Source organism: Mycobacterium sp. AZCC_0083, assembly GCF_014202335.1.
In the GTDB taxonomy this organism is placed as follows: Bacteria; Actinomycetota; Actinomycetes; order Mycobacteriales; family Mycobacteriaceae; genus Mycobacterium.
This window is the reverse complement of record NZ_JACHGP010000006.1, coordinates 72,459-93,322: the sequence shown is the minus strand read 5'-3', so window position 1 is coordinate 93,322 and position 20,864 is coordinate 72,459. Positions and strand designations below refer to the sequence as shown.

The following is a 20,864-nucleotide window of genomic DNA, read 5'->3' as shown; positions in this document are numbered from 1 at the left end:
TAGATGATTTTGGGGGGGAGAACTACCGGGTGCCGTTGCCTGCGGCCGGCGACTGAATCCACGCGATCGCTTCGCCGTCGAACTGAGGTCCGGCAATGGCGGGCACGGGTGGCTCGAGCAACGCCGCCATGTCATGGAGGCGCTCGAGCGCGCGCGTCACGGCTTGCACGTCGACGCGGCCCGGATCGAACGAGGCCGAGAACAGCACCCGTCCCTCCACGGCACAGGCAGACACGCTGATGCCGTCGGAATCCACTGGGTAGGCCATCGTGATGTAGTGGGCATTGCTCGGGTCGAGCCACGGGATGTGTTCGACTCCGGGGTTTCGCATCATGGAGTTGAACGTCATCGTCAGCGGCCCCTCACCGGGCGGGGCCGACGGCGTCGGCCGGCGCAACGCGGTGGAAACCGCGCCCGCCAACAACGCCGGCACCGCACGTGATGACGACACCAGTTCCCTCAGAGCTGTCGCTACCGCTTCCATGTCCCTCATGTCCGCAGGTACGAACGCACTCTTTGCGAAGTTGCCCGGACGCAATGCCTGCTTCTTCGGGAGGTGGCGTCGCAGATCTACCAATGTGTAGAAGCCCGAGTCGTTCACCGAAATCCCTTCGGCGGACAGCGCTCGGTACACGGCTGACGCCATCAACGCCGTCGTGGGGAGATCAGGAAGGGCCGTCTTGCGCCAAGCCTTGAACGCATTGAATTCACTGGCCGACAGCAACGTGCCCGTCGCCGTCGTCGCCGACGGACGAACGGGATGTGGCACTGGGTTGGCCTCCGTTGGCACCGGCTCCGACGTGTCGGCCGACCGCATGTGGTGCCACCAGTCCCTCCAGTGCCGCCGCGACTCCTTGAGGAAGATGCTCAGCGCCACGCCGAGACCGGCGTCGGCTCTCAGCGGCCGCAGGCCGTCGACGTCGCCGAGTGCCATCAGCACGGCGAACGGCGAGAACACGGCGGCGTCTCCGCACGCATGCGCAAAGTAGAAGGTGATCGACGCCGGTCCGACGATGACCTTGAACGGTGCGGTCGAGTCCGGGTCTGGCCGGTTCGCGTCGAGATAGGAAAATGCATCGTCGACGTGGAAGGGATCGCCACCCACGATGGTCTCCGTCACGTGACGCCGCCGGTCCTCCGGCGCGACGGGGAGCCAGCGACCGCCCCCGGCTTCAAGCGTGCAGCAGAGCGGGTGGAGCGGGTCGGATTCCATGAATTCGACCATCTTCGAATGCAGTTCGTCGACATCCGGCGAATGGATCGGCGTCAGTGTGAGCACCGTCCAGTGGTTCAGCCAGGTGCGGTCCAGATAGCTGGTCCGCCTGCCGCGCCCGAAAACCCGTGATTTGCTCATTTTCCCAACCCCTCGTGTTGAAGTGACCTCGTGTCGAACTCGTGTCCGTCGATTCCCGTGGACACCGCAAGAACCGCGCCCGATGCCCGATAGACGTCGACGGTGCGTGTGACGACGTCCCGCCAGTCGGGAGCCGTGCACTTGTCCGGCCGCGGCGCCACGAGTTGTCGCCGTATCTCGGCAGCGACGGCTGCCGGTGACTCGTCAGTCATGACCGTGACGCATCGCCGGAGGAATTCGTCGGCGATCTCCCGGTGTGCGGGGATGTCACTCAGGATGATTCGCGCGCCGGCACACGCGGCCTCCACAGGGGCCATGCCGAATGCCTCGCGCTCGGACATGGACACGAAGACGTGCGCGGTACGCAGCCACCGGTGCAGTTCGTCGTCAGTTACGTTGCCCACCAGTTTGACCCGGTCCTGAAGCTGCAGCTCGGTCGTCAACGCCGCCAGTTCGTCACGTTGAGTTCCATCGCCGATGACGACCAGTTGTGTGGGCGCCGGAACCTGGCTGAACGCGCGGATTACCTCGTCGGTGCGTTTGTAGGGTTCCAGCCTGCCCACACAAACGACTGTGGGTGGTTGCTCAGGGATGGGTGGGGCGCTGCGAATCGTTGATGCGTCGATTCCGTTCGGTATCACGGTCACGCGGTCCGCGATGGACGGGAAGTCGCCGACCAGCATGCGGCGCTCGGCCTCGGACACACAGATGATCGCGTCGCATCTCCGAATGAACAGCTTGATGAGGTGGTAGTACGGGATGTGCAGAAGGTTCGCGATCTTCGAATGCCCGTGCTTGCCGTGGTAGTGGGGTGTGAAGACCGTGGGCGCCCGCCTGCCGAGTATTGCCAATGCCGTCGTCGCGTGATAGCTGTGCAGGTGCATCACGCGGTCACTGCGCCGGCTTCGGATCGCGGCCCACGCTAGGCCCGGCGACACGGACATCGAGCTGACCGCCCACGCTGGATAGGTGACTACCCAGCAGTCGTCCTGGTGCTCCACCTCGGTCCTGCCGACGCCGCGTCGGGCGGTCAGCACCACCACTCGTATTCCTTGGTACGCAAGCTCTTTGACGAGAGCCGACGCGTGTGACTCGAGCCCTCCACGCGTACCGCGGAAGCTGGGTGTGACGAGTGTGACGATTCCTGGGCCGCGCAGCCCGACACGGGCAAGTCCATTCATAAGCCGATCAGCCTCTCGATTTCTGCTGCGATGAGCGCGTGACCGTCCCGGTTGGGATGCGGATCGCCCTTGGTGCAGTAGTAGCTCAGCGCACAGACCCGGCCGATGGACGCTGTGACCGTGCCATGCCCTGCCAACGCGCTCTTGTCCGTCGCGGGCAGATCACCGCCTACGAGAGTGGTCGTGTCCACGAACAACGCGCCGTACTTCGAATATGTCTGCCGCAGAGCTGGATTGAGGTAGTCGTCGAACAAGGCCACCGAGAAGCCGGCGCGCTGCTGGGCGACGGGATCAAACGTCAGGTGATCGGCGACGAAGACGTTGATGTAGGAAACGCCGACGATCGGCACTTTCCGGCCGACCGTGGCGCGGACTCGCGACAGCAGGTAGTCCACGCTCAGCACGACTCGGGGCACTTGAACTTCCGCGCACCTCTGCGCGCTCGCGGCATCCTCCTCGTTCAGGCAGCGAATCACGTCGTTCCCGCCCATGGCGACGGTGACCAGGCCGATCCGATCTGGATGGCTGTCGATGAAATCCGTCGCGGCGACGGACTGAGGGCGGTCGGGGTAGTCGATGCCGCCTGGCGCAAGGGCGCCGGGTTCACAGCCGGGTTCGAAGGTCATCGCATACGCGGTTTCGCCCGAGCACGCGAAGTTGACGGTGGTCCATCCGTCGCCGCCCTTCGCGAGCTTGTCCTGAACCTGGTAGACGAAGGCGTCGACGGAGGTGGAGCCAGGACTGTCGCCGTTGGGTCGGTAACCGGCGGCATACGAGTCACCGATGGATACGTAGTACGTCGAGTCGCCGTCGCGACCAGAGGCCGTCGCCACTGCCGACCAGATCCCCCAGACGGACCCCGCAGCGAGTACCAGGACCATCGCCACGGCCCAGAGACGCGTCGCCCTGGTCATCGAAATTGTATTGCCACAGTTAATCATGGCAACTCTGAACATGGATGCAGACGACCGGACGACCCACGACGCGTACCAAGGTAGCCATTCGGTGTGCCTCCCGTCGGATGAGGTTTAGCCAATTCCTTGCGTTTGCGATGACGATAAGTCGGGTACCGCGGATGCACAACCCGAGACGGCCATTATCCGTCGCCTGGCGAACAATGCGTGAATTCGACTACATTCCGTGTAATCCGTTCGGCCGACAACGGCTGTAGCCATTTCCAGTATTGGCGATCATCGCACGTCAAAACCTTGTTCCGAAGCGAGTCCGATCGCTGAGACATCATCGGAATTGCGGCGGAGCGCCTCGGCCGACGGTCTCGGCAATACAGGATTCTACGGACCACGAGGCCGGTCCTCGGCTTTTCGCGGCGCGCGTCGGTGCTTTCTTCTGACGGACATCAACCACCTCGGATGCTTGCCTTCCACGCTCCTGACTAAATAGCCGAAACCGCCGCCGAGGCCCCTTTTCCGAGAAAAGGTGCATTCCGCCGAATCGGTGCTAATCTGCGAGAGCAAACTTTCAGACCGTTGCCGTTCCGAACGGCGTCGACTTCTTCCACCCGGCAGCACCAAGGGGAACAGATGACTACCAGACAATCGACTTGCCGGCCCAGCCGGACCATCCCGCCAAGAGGACGAATTCACCGCGACGGTGAGTTCCCGGTACTGGAAGGACCACGGCGGTGATCGAACTGTCCATCGTCATGCCGGTGTTCAACGAAGCTGCGACCGTTGCGAACGCCGTCGAACGCGTGCTGGCCGTGGAGTACCCGTGCCCCGTCGAACTGATCGTCGTCGATGACGGCAGCACGGATCTGACCGCCCGGCTGTTGCGTTCCTACGTCAAGCGTGGCGTAACCGTGCTGTGCCACCCCGTCAACCGTGGGAAGGGCGCCGCTGTGCTGACCGGTGTCCGCCGGGCCACCGGAACTCACGTGCTGATTCTCGACGCCGACCTCGAGTACAGCCCCGCAGACATTCCCGCGCTACTGGAGCCCGTCATCGCCGGCATCTCCGACCACGTCTTCGGCACGCGTGTCTTCGGCCTGAACACACGGTTCCCGTCCTACCGGTTCGCCATGGGTGGCCGAATCACCACGGCGGTCGCCAACATGCTTTTCGATTCGTGCCTGACCGACATGCATACCTGTCTCAAACTCGTTCCCCTGGAACACTTCCGCTGCCTCGCGCTCGCACAGCAGGGGTTCGGCCTCGACACCGAGTTGACGGCGATGATGCTGCACGCCGGCGTACGTCCGTACGAGGTGCCGATCACGTACAACGGCCGCACCCTCGAGCAGGGAAAGAAGATCGGTTGGCTCGACGGCTTGTCCTGCATGCGGATCCTGATGTGGACGCGGATGAAGAGGTCGCCGGCGCTCCCGCCCGGCCCGTTCGGCCAGGCCCGGATCGGGCTCGTTCCGGCCAGTCCGGGATCGCGCGCGAACCGGTCCCTGCACCTTGACGACGAGCCAGACTGGGAAATGCTCGATGCAGCCACCTGACACTCTGGTCGGCACAGGGACACCGGATTTCGTAGTTCAGCCCGCCGGCCACCAACGCAAGCGAGTCATGCTGGTGGGGCCGGGTTTTCGATTCCTCAGCGGTCTGTCGGTCTATAGCTGCCGGTTGGCCAACGCACTGGCGGAAGATCACGACGTGTCCGTCGTGTTGCTCGACCGCCTGATCCCCGCGCGGCTCTACCCGGGCTGGCGCCGAGTGGGCGCCGACCTGACGTCGTTGCGCTATGACCCGCGAGTGCGCGAAGTCGCGACCGTCGACTGGTACTGGGGCACCTCGATCGGGCGCATCCGGAGAGCGCTGGAAGTCGAGCGTCCCGACGTGATCGTGCTGCAGTGGTGGACCGTTGCGACGCTGCACACCTACCTCGCGTTGGCCCGGTTGGCCAACCGGGCCGGCATACCGATCGTGATCGAGTTTCACGAGGTACAGGACCCCGGCGAGGCGCAGGTGCCGCTCGCCGCCGCATACTGCCGGCGGTACCTACACCGCCTGGTGAGGCGGTCGGCCGGAGCGATCTTTCACACCGACCACGATGCCGACCTGTTCGCGTCCATGTTCGGCGCCGACGCGATCAGCCGGCTGCACACGGTGATAGCGCCGCACGGACCCTATGACCACGTGACGCAGGACTCGCGCAGGCCATCCCAGGAGCCGACAGACGGGATCGCGCCAACGCGGCTGCTCTGCTTCGGCCTCATCCGTCCGTACAAGGGCGTCGAGGACCTCATTCACGCCTTCGATGCGATGACACCCGAGCAAGCCGAACGGTTCGAGATCGACGTGGTCGGTGAGACGTGGGAACGATGCACCGCACCGGCGGAGGCGATCTCGGCCAGCCGCTACCGCGATCGCATCCGGTTCGACAACCGCTACGTCACCGACGCCGAGGCCGCAGCGTACTTCGCGAGCGCCGACGTGCTGGTGCTGCCCTACCGCCGCGGTTCGGCCAGTGGTCCCCTGCAGATCGCCATGAACAACGGAATATTCGTCGTGATGTATGCGGTCGGCGGACTCGTCGACGCGGTGCGCGACTACCACGGGGCCGTCCTGGTCCCGCCGGGCGACGTCGAGGCGTTGCGCGCGGCACTGCTGAGCATTTGCGACCGCCGCGGTGAGCGATTCGAGGATCCACACACCTGGACTCCACTCGTCGACGCCATCGATGCGCTGATCGCGGTGCCCCGATGACCGCGACCGTGACCGGGCCGCCGGCCGTCCGGACCACCGGCGAAGCGCCGGTGGAATCGTCGGCCGACGGTTGGTCGCACCGAGTCTCAATTCGGCTCGGCGGCTGGCCGGTGATCGTCGCCGCCGGGGCCGCGGGAACGTTGCTCGTCGGGTTGTCCTTCCGGCTGTCCTCGCAGGGACATCCCGCCGACCTGTACTACGTCGTCTTCTGGGCCGGCATGCTCACCGCGCTGATGCCGCTCACCGGTCGTCTGATCGGGAGCCGTACCCAACGCGGTACGCGATTGACGGCGCTACTGCTGTTCGGCGTGCTGACGTTGATGCCGAAGTTCCTGCGCAACCCGACCGGACCCCTGTACCACGACGAGTACGCGCACTGGCGCGAAGCGTTCGACGTGACGACGTCGGGCCGACTGTTTCAACCGAACGCCACCATCCCCATCGTCGAATTCTTCCCAGGAACGTCCGCCCTGACCGTCACCGCGCACTCGTTCAGCGGGCTGTCTCTCTGGTCGACGGGCGTTCTCATTCTGCTGGTGACGCACGTCCTCGGCTTGTACGCGGTTTATCTGATCGGCGAGCAGCTGCTGGCGTCGGCGCGCGCCGGTGCGGTCGCTGCGCTGGTGTATGGAATCAACCCGTCCGCAATATATTTCGACACTCAGTACGCGTACGAGAGCGTCGCGGTGAACTTCTTCCTGTGGGCCCTGGCACTCACCGTGCTCGCGACGCGGGCGCCCTCGGCGCGCGGCCGGCGCGCATTCTCCGCCGCCGCCGTCCTGGCGGGGGCGGGATGCGTGGTCACTCATCACCTGACCACCATCTTCCTGATCGCGGTCTTGATCGTCGTCGCGCTGACGTGGCTGCTGCGCGCAAGGTTGATGGACCGAGACGGCGGCGCCATGCCCTCGATGAGACCGTGGTGGGTCACGCTGACGTCCACCGTGCTCATCGCGATTGCATGGGTGTTCTTCTGCGCACGACCAACTCTCGATTACCTGTCGCCGTACCTGGGTACATCGGTGAATCAACTGAAGACGATGTCGGAGAAGAGCGGCCAGGGCGGACGCGAGCTGCTCGCCGCGAACGTCGCACCCGACTGGGAGCGCGTTCTGACCGCCGCAGCGCCCGTGGCGATACTCGTATGCTTCGTCGCCGCCGCGGCTCTGATGCGGCGCCGGCGCCTCTCGCTCGACTCCCAGACCTGGGGGCTCGTGGCGTTCGGGTGCGCCTACTTCCTCTCCCTACCGTTCATTCTTGCGCCGTCGGGCGCCGAGGGTGCGCGCCGATCATGGGGATTCACCTACCTTGGCGTGGCCTTGGTGGTCGCGTTCGTGGTGGTGCACTGGCCGGCAGGTCGGCCCCGCGTGGCAGGCCGCAGTCTGTCGGTCCCGTTGGCATTGGCGCTGCTCGTCACCCTCCTCATCGGCAACGTCGGCGGTGGGCTCAACGATCCCTACCGATTCCCGGGACCGTTCCGTTGGGGAACTGACACGAACTCCGCAAGCGCTGAAGCCCGTTCCGTCGCCGAGCAACTCGGTGCCACGGTCGGTCGGGCACGCGTCGTCGCGGATGCCTACACGGCGCTGCAACTAGCCGCCTACGGCGGTCTGGTGGTCGCCGCTCCATCGGACGGATTTCCTGCCTGGGACCTGACCCAGCGCAACGACGATCCTTCGCCGGAGCTGGCGCAAATGCTGACGTCGTCACGCTATGACTACCTGGTCGTCGACGTCAGGATGGGCGAACAGGCACCGTTCAACGGTCACAACTTCGGGCAGCGCGATCCACTACTTGGGCGGGCAACCCCGATGGCCTACCTGACCCGACTCGACCACGTGCCATGGGCGTGGCGGGTGATATCCACCGAGCACCTGCGGGTGTACCGGTTGGACCTGGCCGCGATCGCCGCGCGGACGCGGTAGGCCGCCGTGACACGCCCCACCCTTGCCGTTGTCCACACGATTCGTGGGTCGTTCGCCCCGTCCTCGATCGCCGCGCTATTGGCCCAGAGCGTGGCCGTCGTCGTCGTCGCGCTCGAATCGCCAGCCGCGCTGCGAATTCCCGCGATGATCGTGCTCCTGCTGATACCCGGCGCCGCGCTGGTTCGGCTGTTGACCGGCCCCGCTGCGGGCGCTTCAGCTGACCGTGCCGTGCGACTGCCGCTGTCGGTATTGCTGGGCATCCTGCTGTGGCTGGCCGTCGCGCTCCTGCTCGACGCGTTCGGAATCGCCCTGAGACCGCCGACTTTGGCGCTGGGCGCGGGAATCACCGGGCTGGCCCTCTTGGTCCTTGCCGGCGTTGCGCGGCGTCCCGCCCGACAGTCGAGCACGCCGCAAGCAGTCGCCGCGCGTACGACGAAGACGCTTCGGTCGGCCGTGGCCGTGGCCGGCGCGGCGCTCGTCATCGTCGCAGCCGCATGCGGCGCAGCGATGATGCTCGGCAAGCCCGTCGAGCGCTATACCACGTTGGGATTCGTCGACAGCAAGCCGTTCACCGGGGAGATTCCGGCCATCACGCAGGGGCAAACCGTCCGGCTCAATTGGGTGCTACGCGGCGTCGGGTGCATCCCGTCGTCCGCGTTGACGAGCGTGCGATTGACCGTCGACGGCGATGCCGTCGGCGACATTGCGGTGGACATCGATGGTGATGCCGACCAAACACTGACGGGCGCAGTGACTTTCACCGCTCCGATTGAGCCCGGCAGGCACACGGTGGAGCTGGCCGTCCTACCTGCGGCAGGCGACGGGACGCCGTTGCCCGAGCCCGGATATGTCAGCACGTTCCTGGAGGTGGACAAATGAATCGACGAGAATCCGACGGCGCGCTCAGCCGGGTCGCGGAAAGAGTGCGGCAGGCGACAGCTGACCCCATGATGCGCAACAGCCTTGCCATCATGGCCAGCACCGTCTTGACCTCACTACTCGGCTATGCGTTCTGGATGATCGCCGCCCGCCACTTCGACCGGGACGTGAACGGCACCGCCGCGGCCACCACCAGTGCCATCCAGGCCACGGTGCTGATCGCCAGCGTGGGGGCTGCCGCGGCACTCGTCGAGTGGCTACCCCGGTGCGAAGGTGCAATCGAATGGCGCCAGCGGGTCACCACCGCGATGGTCGTCTCCATCGCCACCGCGGCGGTCGGCGGCGGCGTCGTCGTCGGCGTCGTCGGAGTCGCCACGTCGACGTTGCCCCAACTCGCCACACCCGTTGGTGCCGTGCTCTTCTGCCTGGCGTGTGTGTTCTTCGCCGTGGGCCTGGTGATCGACTACATCGCGGTGTCGGAGCATCGCGGGGGCTTGTTCCTTGGCCGCAACATGGTGCTGTGCGGCCTGCGGATCCCGCTGCTCTTCATTCCGGTCTCGTTCCTCGGTGGCGCCGATTCGATCCTCCTGGCGTGGACGGCGGCTGCGGCCCTTTCGCTGGTGTGGGCCCTCGCGACGTTCGGCGTGAGGGACGGCCGCTCACTGATCCCCAACTTCGTCAATCTGGTTGCACACCTTCGTGAGATGGCATCGTCCCTGGTCGGTCAGCACCTGATCACCGTCTTCGCGATGTTGGCCGGTTATCTGCTGCCGGTGGTGGTCTACTCGCGGCTGTCGGCGACGGACAATGCCTACTTCTACATCACGTGGATGCTCGGTTCGGTGTTCTTCATCATCAGTCCGGCGGTGTCGGCGGCGCTCTTCGTCGAAGGTGCGGCGGACCGTGTCTCGATTCGCCCATTGGTCCGCAAGTGCGTCGTCGTCGTCTCGGTGCTGCTGGCAATCCCGATGCTGGCGTACCTGTTGGGCGGCAAGCTGATCCTCGGACTGTTCGGCGCAGACTACGTCGGGCACGGACAGCTGCTGTTGTTGCTCCTCACGTTGTCGGCGGTGCCCGACGCCATTACCAACATCGCGGTCGCGGTGCTGCGAGTGACGGACCGGATGCGGATGGCGTTGTTGTTGAACGGCGGCATGCTGGTGGCCTGCGTGGGCGCGGCCTGGCTCCTGCTGCCGACCACCGGCATCGTGGGTGCCGGGGTCTGCTGGCTGGCAGCTCAAAGCGTGGGAGCTCTCTGGGTGCTGGTCTCCTGGCGTCGGATCGTCGGATACGACGGCATCATTGATCCCGGCCTGTCCGGCGACGTCGCCGGCGACGTCCTGCCGGTCGCTGCGCAGAATGCAGACCATTGAGGGTTTTGCAGGTAAGCGACGGATATCCGCCGGCCACCGGCGGGTTGGAGCGGGTCGTTCAGTTATTGTCCAAAGAGCTGGTGGCGCAGGGTCATCCGACGACTGTGGCGACATTGAGCCGTCCGGACGCTCCCGGACGGGAAGTGGTGGACGGGGTGGATGTCCGGCGGCTCGACGGCTACACACGCCATCTGCGAAGGTTCGCCGCCGACCCGAGCCACTTCTTCCATCCGACGTGTCCCGATCCCCAACTGGTCCGGCGGCTGAACGAACTCGTCACAGAAGTCCGTCCGGACGTCATCCACGCGCACGGCTGGATTCTGAACTCCTGCCTCTCCCTGCGGCTGCCCCCATCGACGGCGCTCGTCGCGACACTGCACGACTACGGCCTGGTCTGTGCGAAGAAGACGCTGATCCAGGGTGACCGTCTCGACACCGTGTGCCAGGGAGCCCAGCTCTCGCGATGCCTGAGCTGCGCAACCGACTACTACGGGCGGTTGAAGGGTCCGGCACTGGCCCTCGGACTCCACCACAGCCGGAGTCGCCTAGGCCGCGTGTCGATGTTCATGCCGATCAGCTCGGTCGTGCGGTCGGCCAGTCTGGGCGAAGTGTCACCCGAGAGGATCTGCCAGATACCGTCTTTCGTAGCCGATACGGTATTCACCGACGCGGAACGCGGCGTCCGGCCCGCCTTTCTGCCGTCGGAGCCGTTCGTCCTGTTCGTCGGCGCACTCGGCGAGCACAAGGGGCTCGGGCTGTTGGCGGAGGCGCACCGACGGATGCGGGTCGCGGCTCCACTCGTCGTCATCGGCTCGGTTCGTTCGGATACCCGCGAGTGGACGGGGACCGCCGCGCGACCCGTGCTGGTGCGCACGGGCTTACCACACCAAGAGATCATGGCCTGTTTCGCGGCAGCCGCGGTCGCGGTGGCACCCTCGCGCTGGCAGGAGCCGCTGGGCTTGGTGGCGATCGAGGCGATGGCGGCCGGGACACCGGTGGTCGTGACGCGCGTAGGCGCACTGCCGGAGGTCGTCTGCCATGAAGGCACCGGCTTGGTGGTTGAACCCGGCGACGCCGGTGCGCTGGCCGAAGCCCTCGACAGGGTGGTTGGGGATCCAGCGCTTCAGCGCGCCTATGGGACTGCGGGCCGGGTCCAGGCCCAGCGCTACACGGCGTCGACCATCGTCCCCAGGATTCTCGACGGCTATCACCGGGCACAGGCAACGACGGTGTCTTCGTGGCGCGTCTAACCACGGCTGCTCCGGACGAGGTCGACCGCATACTGCGGCATGAAATGACCGGATCTCGGGTCGTTCCGGCCACATTCACCGTCAGACTCTCCCGGATGCTTGATCCACAGATAGGCGTCCGCATGGGCTCCCGCTGTGTTGGTCGTGGGCGCGGACCCCACCGCCCGACCCGGCGGGTTGCACCAGTTCAACGGCCCATCCGGCGCGGGTCCTGCGCCGTTTCGCGAGGTGTCGATGACGTAGTGCGCGCCGTTGGTCAGCTTCGACACCGCTTCGCCGTAGGCGATCTCCTCGTCGGTCGAGAAGAAGTTGGCGGCGTTCAGGGCGAATCCACGAGCCCTCTCTACCCCGACGTCGGCGAGCCGTCGAGCCAGCTCGTCGGGCGGGAGCCAGCGTGAATGCCCTCCGTCGATGTAGACCGCGGCGTTCGGGTTCGCGGTCAACGCGATCACCGCGTCGCGCAAGATGGCGAACCGATCTCCCCGCTCAGCATCCGGTAGGCAGTCGGCCGCGACCAAGCCATCAGGCTCGAGAACGATTCCGATCCTTGCCATCCCGATCCCCGCCGCGACCTCGGCTATCCACTTTCGGTAGTCGTCCGGCGTGGCGAATCCGCCCGTGGAGAAGTTGCCGCAGTCACGATGCGGGAGTGCGTAGGTCGCAAGCAGCGGAATTTCGCCGACGGATGAAGCAGCCTCGATGTACGCCCTCACCTCGGCGGCTACGAACTCGATGCCCGACTCGTCGCCGATCCAACGGACTTGTGGTGTGTCCGCAAGCTGCCTCAGCTCCGCGCTCGGTGGATTCGACTGATCGGCGGCGACCGCCGCCGACATCGACCAATCCACGTAGAAGCTGCCGCCGGACAACGGGTTCGGAGCGTCGAGCAGGCGCGTCTCGATCGGTTGCGATTCGACGTGACCCGAAGATGGGCGCGGTACGTCGTCCCGCCCGGTCAACAACCCGAAGGTGAGGAGCAGTGCCGCCGTCAATCCGAAGACGCCGAGCCCCGCGGCCGGCGCGGCCAAGATGCCACCGCGCCGCGCCATTGGAGCCGCGTGGCGAGCCATGTGAAAAGCGTACTGCTGCAATGTAATATCGGCCAGCTGAGAGGACCTCTAAACGGTGTGAGACCAGCAGGCGATCCGCGTGCCCGCGTGCGTCAGGCCGCCGCCGCCTTGACCGCACGACCGACATCCGCACGCAGCCGCGCGTACTCGGGTGAGAGACGAAGCTCCTCGGCGTCGACCCCGGTGCGCGGCAAGTCCACGGGCAGGTCGAGTGCCACCTGGCCTGGCCGCCGGGTCAGCACCACGATGCGCGATCCGAGGAACGCTGCCTCGTCGGCACTGTGCGTGACGAACACCGTCGTGCGACCGGACTCCGCGCTGACCTGACGGACGTCCTCCTGCAGGCGCTCACGGGTGAGCGCGTCCAGCGCGGCGAATGGCTCATCGAGAAGAAACAGCGGGGTCTCGGCGGCCAGCGCGCGGGCGATCGCCACGCGCTGCTGCTGCCCACCGCTGATCTCCCAGATCTTGCGGTCGGCGGTGCCGTCGAGACCTACTCGCTGAAGCAGCTGATCACGCCGCTCGGCACGGCGCTCCCGTGGCACCTTCGCGTACTTGAGCGCCAACTCCACGTTGCCGCCGACTGTGCGCCACGGGAACAGTCGCGGCTGCTGGAAAACCACACCTGCCGTCACGCCGGGCGTCGGAGGCGTCCCCTCCACCGCAACCGTTCCCTCGCTTGGGGTTTCGAAGCCGGCGATCAATCGAAGCAGCGTGCTCTTGCCGCAACCCGATGCGCCGACGAGCACCAGGAACGAGCCTGGTTCGACCGTGATGTCGACCGGCCCGAGCGCCGTCACTTGGTCCTTCCCCGAGCCGTAGCGGTGCGAAACGCTCTTGATCCGCAGGCCGCCGCGCGTGTCGGGTTCGGTCACGGCGTCACTGGGAGAGGGCACCGGGCAGTCCCTTGGTGTAGATCGCGTCCTGGAACGTCTTGAGCGGCGCGGCATCGGGAATCTGGTTCTGCTCGGCCAGGAACTCCGACGCGGACTGCAGGTTCTTGGCGATGTTGCCCACCGCGCCTTCAGTGCCGAGCCATTCCGGCGACGTCAGCTGTGCGGGCGTCAGGTACACACCCTGCTTGAGTTGTCCCGCAACGACATCGGGGGTCAGCCCGATCTCGGCCGCGATTGCCTTCGCGGCGGCGTCCGGGTCGTCCTTGATGGTGGTGAGTGCACGGGCCTCCTGCTGACGCCACTTGTCGACGACGTCGGGATGGGCGGCGGCGAACTCGTTGGACACTGCGGCAAGGTCCAGAGTCGGCTTGCCGTCCTTGGCCAGCTGACGGCTGGTGATCAGGTCCTTGCCCGTCTTGCGCAGGTCGTCGAGCGTCGGCAGCCAGGTGTAGGCCGCGTCGATGTCACCACGGTCCCAAGCCGCCAGGATCGCCTGCGGCTGCAGGTCGATCAACTGAACGTCCTTGGGCGACAAGTTGTTCTGCGCCAATGTGGCCAGCAGGCTGTAGTGCGCCGTTGACGCGAACGGCGTAGCGATCCGCTTACCCTTCAGGTCGGCGATCGTGTTGATGCCGCTGCCGTTGCGGGCGACGAGCGCCTCGTTGTCGCCTGCGACGTCGAGCACGAAGGCGACGCTGTAGGGGATGTTCAGTGGTGCCGAAAGGCCGCGCGCCACCGGGCTGGAGCCGAGCGCGCCGAAGTCCAACTCCTTGGCGATGAACGCGGTGTTGATGTCCGCGCCGGAGTCGAACTTGATCCACTTGATGTTGTAGTCGGGCAGCGCCTGCTCGAGCCACTTGTTGTTCTTGACGATCAGATCCCCACTGGGGAACGTCTGGTAGCCGAGGCGCAGGGTGGGCTTGGCAGCGTCCTGTCCGGAGTGGTCCACCGCGCACCCGGACAGTGCAAGCGCCGAGACCGCGACCGCCGCCAAAACAGCTCTAACTCTTCCAAGAGACTTCAAATCTTTCCTCTCCAGGGGACCGCGCGGCGTTCCACCGCGCGGAGTAATCCGTCAATGACGAGACCCGAGAACCCGATGGCGAAGATGCCGACGAGTACGACGGGGGTGTTGTTGTAGTTGCTTGCGTCCTTCACCAGGCCGCCGATGCCGGGGATGCCGTTGAACAGTTCGGCGGCGACCACCGATGAGTAGGCCATGCCGACTGCGAGGCGGATGCCGGTGAACGTCTCGGGAAGCGCCGAGGGCACGACGACGTCGCGGATCACCTGAGCCCGGGTCGCGCCGAGCGCGCGGGCTGCCTCAGTCAGACCGATCGGTGCCGCGACGACGGCTGCCGTGGTCGCCACTGCCGCGGGCGGAAGCGCCGCGAGGGCCAACAGCGTGATCTTCGGCGCTTCGTCGATGCCCAGCCAGATCACCAGCAGGAAGAAGTACGCCAACGGGGGAAGTGCGCGCAGGAACGTCAGCCACGGTTCGAGGACGCTGCGCACCCAGCCGATCGAGCCCATCACCAGGCCGAGCAGCACACCGAGACCGACGCCGATGACGACGCCGACCAGCACCCGCCGCAACGTCATGTAGAGGTGTTCCCACAGCAAGTACCCTGCGTAGCCGCGGACCCCGTCGTGGGTGGTCGAGACATCGATGAAGGCCTTCCAGACCGTGCTCGGGTAGGGCACGAAGGTCTGGTTCCAGATGCCTGCGGCGGCCGCGAGCTGCCACACGATCCCGAAGACGAGGACCGACAGCAGCGGCAGCGCGGCGCGGGTCAACCGGCCGCGCCAGCGACCTGGGGCGGCCGTGGACCGGATCGGCGAGTCGACCTGCGACTCGGCCGGCGTGATATCGACGAAGACCGACACTAAATTCCTGCGACTTCCTGCGGCGTGTGCGCTGATGCTGGACGGAGAGCGTCAGCGACAGCAGCAGTGGGCAGGCGGTGTCGCGCTCATCCCTACATTGCTACCGGGGGACGATTGGCTGGGAAAGAGCTGCGATCACCCTGAATCTAACGTGTTCGTGACGGGCTTTGGGGAGAGTGAAGGTACGGGGCGATACAAAACGCCCGCACTACCCGCTGAGGGCGTCGTTCAAACACGAGCGCCGCAATCCGTGTCGATTGATGCGGAAAGTCCAGCGTCACAAGCGAATCCATGCACACCCGCGACCGCCGCCGATGCCTCCGGTCCCGGGCGCCCGAAACCGCCTTACGGTCATCGCACAATCGAGGTAAGCTCGACTCGTCCACCTGGACACAACCGCCGTTTAGCGCCAAGCGGCCGTAACGCCGCACCGCGAGCGGGCAATTCATCCCACTTCGTTCCACGCAACCGCTTCGCAGATGTGCGGCGACGGCAGATCGCCGGTCCGTCGAACCGACGGATGATGCAGCGCGGCTCTCGTATTGCGATCCCGCGCCGCATTCTGGACACCGCCTAGGGGGTCCGCGCATGCACGCAGTTGCGCCCGAAGTGGTTGCGCCCGTTGAGGTTGCGCCGCCGAAGCATACCGATGAGTACCACGACGTCGTGGACATGTTCGTCGTCCTCAAGTCGCTGCCCGCCGAATCGCACGAGTTCGCCCGTCAGCGGGAACGCATCGTCACCAGGTGCCTGCACCTGGCCGACAACGTCGCGCGGCACTACGACCGGCGTGGGGAGAACCTCGAGGATCTGACCCAGGTCGCCCGGATCGGCCTGATGAACGCCGTGAACAGGTTCGACCCTGAGAAGAGTTCGAGTTTCCTCGGCTTCGCGGTCCCGACGATGATGGGCGAGGTCCGGCGGCACTTCCGCGATCACGGCTGGTCAATGCACGTGCCTCGGCGGATCCGGGACCGGCACGGGCAGATCACCAAGGCGACAGCACATTTGACGCAGGAACTCGGACGGGCACCGAGCGCCAGCGAGCTGTCGGAGCTGCTCCGCCTCGACCGGGAAGAGGTCGTCGAAAGCCTGGTCGCCTCGGCGTCGTACAACGTGCATTCCATCGACGCCCCCATCTCTAGCGGTGATGGAAACCCGCGGATGCTGACAGACACGATCGGCGACGTCGACCTCGAGTTCGACCACATCACCGACCGGGAATCGGTGCGACCGCTGCTGGCGGCACTGCCCGAGCGTGAGCGGACGGTGTTGTATCTGCGTTTCTTCGCCTCGATGACGCAGAGCCAGATCGCCGAGCGGATCGGCGTCTCCCAGATGCACGTGTCACGGATTCTCGAGCGGACCCTGTCGCAGCTCAGGGACGAACTCGTGGATCCGGAATCGGTAGATTGACGCCGACGCCGGCCAGCACGTCGACGAGGTGCCCTCTGACCCGGGCGTGCTGTTCGGCCGACAGTCGGATGCCGTGACGTGACGGGTGCGGCGGCTCGGGTCTGCCGACCGCGTCGGCGATGACGGACCGCAGGTGATGCTTGATCGCCAGGATGTCGACCCAGTCGAAGCATGCCGAGAGCTCCGGGTCGGCGATGACCCGTAGATAACAGTCCTCCAGCACTTCGACCGAGGTTGCGAGTGTGCTGCTGCCGGCGTCGGTGGTGGTGGTGATCGTCGTGGTGGTGCTCCGGTGGCGCATGCGTTGGCAGCCTGTCCGAGCATCGTTACGGCCACGAGCATGGCCCTTTCCGGACGGGTTTCGCTCCGCTCACCGCCGTGGCCGTCGGGCTGTGAGGCTTTCTTGGGGAGGTCTCCAAGAATCCGTTGAGAATCCCCCAAGCCGGTCTCCCGATGCTGTTCACGGCTCGCAGGAAGCGACCAAGAGAACCTCTGACAGGGAGACCAGGAATTGTTCACCAACCGGATCGCCAACATCGCCACCACCGCCATCGCCGCAGGCGCCTTCGGCCTTGCCGCCTTTGCCGGGGCCGCGACCGCTTCGGCCAGCTCGATCGATGACGAGTTCCTGACCAACATCGACGCTGCGAACATCACGTTCGACTCGGCGAAGGACGCCGTCCAGGACGGACACCTGGTGTGCAGCTACCTGGCAGGCGGCAAGACCGGCGCCAGCATCGGCGGCGAGATCATGGAGAACACCGACCTGAGCGCACATCAGGCGGCGGTGTTCGTGGTCGAGGCGGCCAGCGCATACTGCCCCGGATTCCTCGATCAGGTGACCGCGTAGACCTCTGACCGCCAGAGGGGGACGCGCGTGCTCGGCGCGCAAATGGGAGACTCTTCCGATGATCATCGGGATACCGCGGGAGTCTCACGCGGGTGAGACGCGTGTCGCCGCCACGCCGCAGACCGTCGGACAACTCATCAAATTGGGCTACTCCGTCGTCGTCGAGTCCGGTGCAGGCGATGCCTCCAGCTTCACCGATACCGCCTACGTCGAGGCAGGCGCCAGTATCGGTGAATCCGGAGAGGCACTGTCGGCCGACGTCGTGCTCAAGGTCAACGCTCCCTCCGACGTCGAGATCGCCGCATTGAAGGACAAGGCCACCCTGGTCAGCCTGATCTCGCCTGCGCTCAACCCGGAACTGGTCGAGAAGCTGTCCACCCGCCCGATCACGGTGATGGCGATGGACGCCGTTCCACGCATCTCGCGGGCGCAGTCGCTGGACGTTCTGTCGTCGATGGCCAACATCGCCGGGTACCGCGCCGTCGTCGAGTCCGCCCACGCCTTCGGCCGGTTCTTCACCGGACAGGTCACCGCGGCGGGCAAGGTGCCGCCTGCCAAGGTGCTGGTCGTCGGCGCGGGGGTGGCCGGACTGGCCGCCATCGGAGCTGCAGGCAGCATGGGCGCCATCGTGCTGGCCACCGACCCGCGGCCCGAGGTCGCCGACCAGGTCAAGTCCCTCGGCGGCGAGTACCTGTACGTCGATCCCGCTGGGGCCGCAGAAAAGGCCGAGGTGTCGGCCACCGGCTACGCCAAGGAAATGGGCGACGACTACAAGGCCCGCGAGGCGGCGCTGTACGCCGAGCAGGCGAAAGACGTCGACATCATCATCACCACCGCGCTGATCCCCGGCCGGCCTGCGCCCCGCATCATCACCGCGGAGATGGTCGCCTCGATGAAGTCGGGCAGCGTCATCGTGGACATGGCCGCGGCCAACGGCGGCAACGTCGAGGGCACCGTCAAGGACCAGGCGATCGTCACCGACAACGGTGTGACGATCATCGGCTACACCGATCTGGCCGGACGACTGCCCGCCACTGCTTCACAGCTCTACGGCACCAACCTGGTGAACCTGCTCAAGCTGCTCACCCCGGATAAGGACGGCCAGCTCACCCTGGACTGGGACGACGTCGTCCAGCGCTCGGTGACCGTCGTACGCGACGGCGAGACCACCTGGCCGCCGCCTGCCGTACAGGTGTCTGCGGCACCGGCTGCCGCCGTCGCTGCTCCCGTCGAGCCGAAGCCGGCCAAACAGCCGATGTCACCGCAACGCAGACTGGGCATCACGTTCGCCGCCGCCGCCGTGCTGTTCGTTCTCATCGCGCTGTCCCCGGCCGCACTGCAGATCCACCTGACGGTCTTCGCCCTGGCGATCGTGATCGGCTACTACGTGATCGGGCACGTGCACCACGCGTTGCACACCCCGCTGATGTCGGTGACCAACGCGATCTCCGGCATCATCGTCGTCGGCGCGCTACTGCAGATCGGACATGGCGACGCGATTGTCACCGGGCTGGCCACCGTCGCGACCCTGCTCGCCAGCATCAACGTCTTCGGTGGCTTCGCCGTGACGCGCCGCATGCTCGCGATGTTCTCGCGCAGCTGACCACGCTCCCGCCCCCTGACTCCCTCAATCGGACGGATTGCATGTTCACCCTAGAGACCACCGCCACCGCGGCCTACGTCGTCGCGGCCCTGCTGTTCATCCTGGCCCTGGCCGGGTTGTCCAAGCACGAGACATCGCGGCAAGGCAACACCTTCGGCATGGCAGGCATGGCGGTGGCGCTGATCGCCACCATCGCGCTGGCGCTGGCCCGCCACATCGAGCCGCTTGGTGTGGGCCTGCTGGCCGGCGCGATGGCGATCGGCGCGGCGATCGGGCTGTGGCGCGCCCGCGTCGTCGAGATGACCGGCATGCCCGAACTGATCGCGCTGCTGCACTCGTTCGTCGGCCTTGCGGCGGTACTGGTGGGTTGGAACGGCTACCTGCACGTCGAGGGTGACCCCCTCAAATACACAGCCGGCTCCGAGGCCGCCGTCCTGGACGGCCAGGGCCTGCTCGGCATCCACTCCGCCGAGGTCTTCATCGGCGTGTTCATCGGCGCCGTGACGTTCACCGGGTCGATCGTGGCCAACCTCAAGCTCTCGGCGCGGATCAAGTCAACGCCGCTGATGCTGCCGGGCAAGAACTTCCTCAACGTCGGCGCGCTTGTCGTGTTCATCGCGCTCACGGTGTGGTTCGTCATCTCTCCGCAGCTGTGGCTCCTGATCGCCGTCACCGCGCTGGCCCTTCTGCTCGGATGGCATCTGGTCGCCTCGATCGGCGGCGGCGACATGCCCGTCGTGGTGTCGATGCTCAACAGCTACTCGGGCTGGGCCGCTGCGGCGTCGGGCTTCCTGCTGTCCAACGACCTGCTCATCGTGACCGGCGCGCTCGTCGGCTCCTCCGGTGCCTACCTGTCCTACATCATGTGCAAGGCGATGAACCGGTCCTTCATCTCGGTCATCGCCGGCGGTTTCGGCATCGAGGCGGGCCCGGCGGACGACAAGGACTACGGCGAGCACCGCGAGATCACCGCGGAGGGCGCCGCCGAACTGCTGGAGTCGGCCAGTTCGGTGATCATCACCCCCGGTTACGGCATGGCGGTGGCACAGGCTCAGTACGGCGTCGCCGACCTGACCCGCAAGCTGCGCGCGCGCGGAGTCGACGTCCGGTTCGGCATCCATCCCGTCGCGGGCCGGCTGCCCGGTCACATGAACGTGCTGCTGGCAGAGGCCAAGGTGCCCTACGACATCGTGCTGGAGATGGACGAGATCAACGACGACTTCGACAACACCTCGGTCGTCCTTGTCATCGGCGCCAACGACACCGTCAACCCGGCGGCGTCGGAGGATCCGAGCAGCCCCATCGCAGGCATGCCGGTGCTCACGGTGTGGAACGCCGACAACGTCATCGTCTTCAAGCGCTCCATGGCCTCGGGCTACGCAGGCGTGCAGAACCCGCTGTTCTTCCGGGAGAACACCCAGATGCTGTTCGGTGACGCCAAGGACCGGGTGGACGCGATCAACGCTGCGCTGTCAGAGGCGGCCCACGCCGGAAACTAGGATGTCCAAC

At 66.0% G+C, this 20,864-nt stretch carries 18 protein-coding genes; 10 read left to right on the top strand and 8 right to left on the bottom strand.

The features are described 5' to 3' along the window. Positions 1-22 precede the first annotated feature (22 nt). The 3 genes from HNP02_RS16065 to HNP02_RS16055 are packed head-to-tail and all read right to left on the bottom strand — an operon-like array spanning position 23 to position 3,449. Positions 23-1,354, bottom strand: a complete 1,332-nt coding sequence (locus HNP02_RS16065) for a hypothetical protein (protein ID WP_184440135.1) — start codon at positions 1,352-1,354, stop codon at positions 23-25. Further along, entirely contained in the window at positions 1,351-2,535 is a 1,185-nt protein-coding gene (locus HNP02_RS16060) for a glycosyltransferase family 4 protein (RefSeq protein ID WP_184440133.1), read from the bottom strand. Before HNP02_RS16060 ends, HNP02_RS16065 begins: the two co-directional genes overlap by 4 nt. Beyond that, complete coding sequence (locus HNP02_RS16055; protein WP_184440131.1) at positions 2,532-3,449, bottom strand: GDSL-type esterase/lipase family protein; 918 nt, start codon at positions 3,447-3,449, stop codon at positions 2,532-2,534. The genes HNP02_RS16060 and HNP02_RS16055 overlap by 4 nt, the downstream gene beginning before the upstream one ends. 728 nt (positions 3,450-4,177) lie before the next feature. Here HNP02_RS16055 and HNP02_RS16050 point away from each other — a divergent pair. The 6 genes from HNP02_RS16050 to HNP02_RS16025 are packed head-to-tail and all read left to right on the top strand — an operon-like array spanning position 4,178 to position 11,633. Beyond that, positions 4,178-4,999: a glycosyltransferase family 2 protein gene (locus HNP02_RS16050; protein WP_221317664.1), complete on the top strand. Its 822-nt coding sequence runs from the start codon at positions 4,178-4,180 to the stop codon at positions 4,997-4,999. Next, positions 4,986-6,206, top strand: coding sequence for a glycosyltransferase family 4 protein (locus HNP02_RS16045; RefSeq protein ID WP_184440129.1), 1,221 nt, complete (start codon positions 4,986-4,988; stop codon positions 6,204-6,206). Before HNP02_RS16050 ends, HNP02_RS16045 begins: the two co-directional genes overlap by 14 nt. Continuing rightward, positions 6,203-8,131, top strand: a complete 1,929-nt coding sequence (locus HNP02_RS16040) for a hypothetical protein (protein WP_184440127.1) — start codon at positions 6,203-6,205, stop codon at positions 8,129-8,131. The genes HNP02_RS16045 and HNP02_RS16040 overlap by 4 nt, the downstream gene beginning before the upstream one ends. Before the next feature lie 6 nt (positions 8,132-8,137). Continuing rightward, a complete protein-coding gene (locus tag HNP02_RS16035; RefSeq protein ID WP_184440125.1) occupies positions 8,138-9,010 on the top strand; it encodes a hypothetical protein in 873 nt (290 codons plus the stop codon). Next, on the top strand, positions 9,007-10,383 hold the full coding sequence (locus HNP02_RS16030) for a lipopolysaccharide biosynthesis protein (RefSeq protein WP_184440123.1): 1,377 nt from the start codon (positions 9,007-9,009) through the stop codon (positions 10,381-10,383). Before HNP02_RS16035 ends, HNP02_RS16030 begins: the two co-directional genes overlap by 4 nt. Continuing rightward, the gene (locus tag HNP02_RS16025) at positions 10,380-11,633 is read left to right on the top strand and encodes a glycosyltransferase family 4 protein (RefSeq protein WP_184440121.1); all 1,254 of its coding nucleotides are present in this window, start codon (positions 10,380-10,382) and stop codon (positions 11,631-11,633) included. The genes HNP02_RS16030 and HNP02_RS16025 overlap by 4 nt, the downstream gene beginning before the upstream one ends. On the opposite strand, the gene HNP02_RS16020 is transcribed toward HNP02_RS16025, so the two are convergent. The 4 genes from HNP02_RS16020 to HNP02_RS16005 form a co-directional block, all read right to left on the bottom strand. Beyond that, on the bottom strand, positions 11,630-12,703 hold the full coding sequence (locus HNP02_RS16020; protein ID WP_184440119.1) for a glycoside hydrolase family 6 protein: 1,074 nt from the start codon (positions 12,701-12,703) through the stop codon (positions 11,630-11,632). The genes HNP02_RS16025 and HNP02_RS16020 overlap by 4 nt on opposite strands. A 92-nt stretch (positions 12,704-12,795) precedes the next feature. Beyond that, positions 12,796-13,578 carry an ABC transporter ATP-binding protein gene (locus HNP02_RS16015; protein WP_375373679.1) on the bottom strand — a complete coding sequence of 261 codons (783 nt, stop codon included), beginning with the start codon at positions 13,576-13,578 and terminating at the stop codon, positions 12,796-12,798. Positions 13,579-13,582: 4 nt separating this feature from the next. Continuing rightward, a complete protein-coding gene (locus tag HNP02_RS16010; RefSeq protein WP_375373678.1) occupies positions 13,583-14,593 on the bottom strand; it encodes an ABC transporter substrate-binding protein in 1,011 nt (336 codons plus the stop codon). A 26-nt stretch (positions 14,594-14,619) separates the two neighbouring features. Further along, positions 14,620-15,486 carry an ABC transporter permease gene (locus HNP02_RS16005; RefSeq protein ID WP_184440113.1) on the bottom strand — a complete coding sequence of 289 codons (867 nt, stop codon included), beginning with the start codon at positions 15,484-15,486 and terminating at the stop codon, positions 14,620-14,622. Positions 15,487-16,074: 588 nt separating this feature from the next. Here HNP02_RS16005 and HNP02_RS16000 point away from each other — a divergent pair. Continuing rightward, positions 16,075-16,902, top strand: coding sequence for a SigB/SigF/SigG family RNA polymerase sigma factor (locus tag HNP02_RS16000; RefSeq protein WP_184440111.1), 828 nt, complete (start codon positions 16,075-16,077; stop codon positions 16,900-16,902). Here the strand turns inward: HNP02_RS16000 and HNP02_RS15995 are convergent. After that, entirely contained in the window at positions 16,865-17,203 is a 339-nt protein-coding gene (locus HNP02_RS15995; protein WP_184440109.1) for a hypothetical protein, read from the bottom strand. The two genes, HNP02_RS16000 and HNP02_RS15995, sit on opposite strands and share 38 nt — an antisense overlap. Before the next feature lie 210 nt (positions 17,204-17,413). On the opposite strand from HNP02_RS15995, the gene HNP02_RS15990 reads away from it, so the two are divergent. The 3 genes from HNP02_RS15990 to pntB are packed head-to-tail and all read left to right on the top strand — an operon-like array spanning position 17,414 to position 20,854. Further along, positions 17,414-17,752, top strand: coding sequence for a DUF732 domain-containing protein (locus HNP02_RS15990; RefSeq protein WP_184440107.1), 339 nt, complete (start codon positions 17,414-17,416; stop codon positions 17,750-17,752). 58 nt (positions 17,753-17,810) lie between these two features. Continuing rightward, complete coding sequence (locus HNP02_RS15985; protein ID WP_184440105.1) at positions 17,811-19,355, top strand: Re/Si-specific NAD(P)(+) transhydrogenase subunit alpha; 1,545 nt, start codon at positions 17,811-17,813, stop codon at positions 19,353-19,355. Positions 19,356-19,396: 41 nt separating this feature from the next. Beyond that, positions 19,397-20,854, top strand: coding sequence for a Re/Si-specific NAD(P)(+) transhydrogenase subunit beta (gene pntB / locus HNP02_RS15980; RefSeq protein ID WP_184440103.1), 1,458 nt, complete (start codon positions 19,397-19,399; stop codon positions 20,852-20,854). The last annotated feature ends 10 nt before the right edge of the window (positions 20,855-20,864 follow it).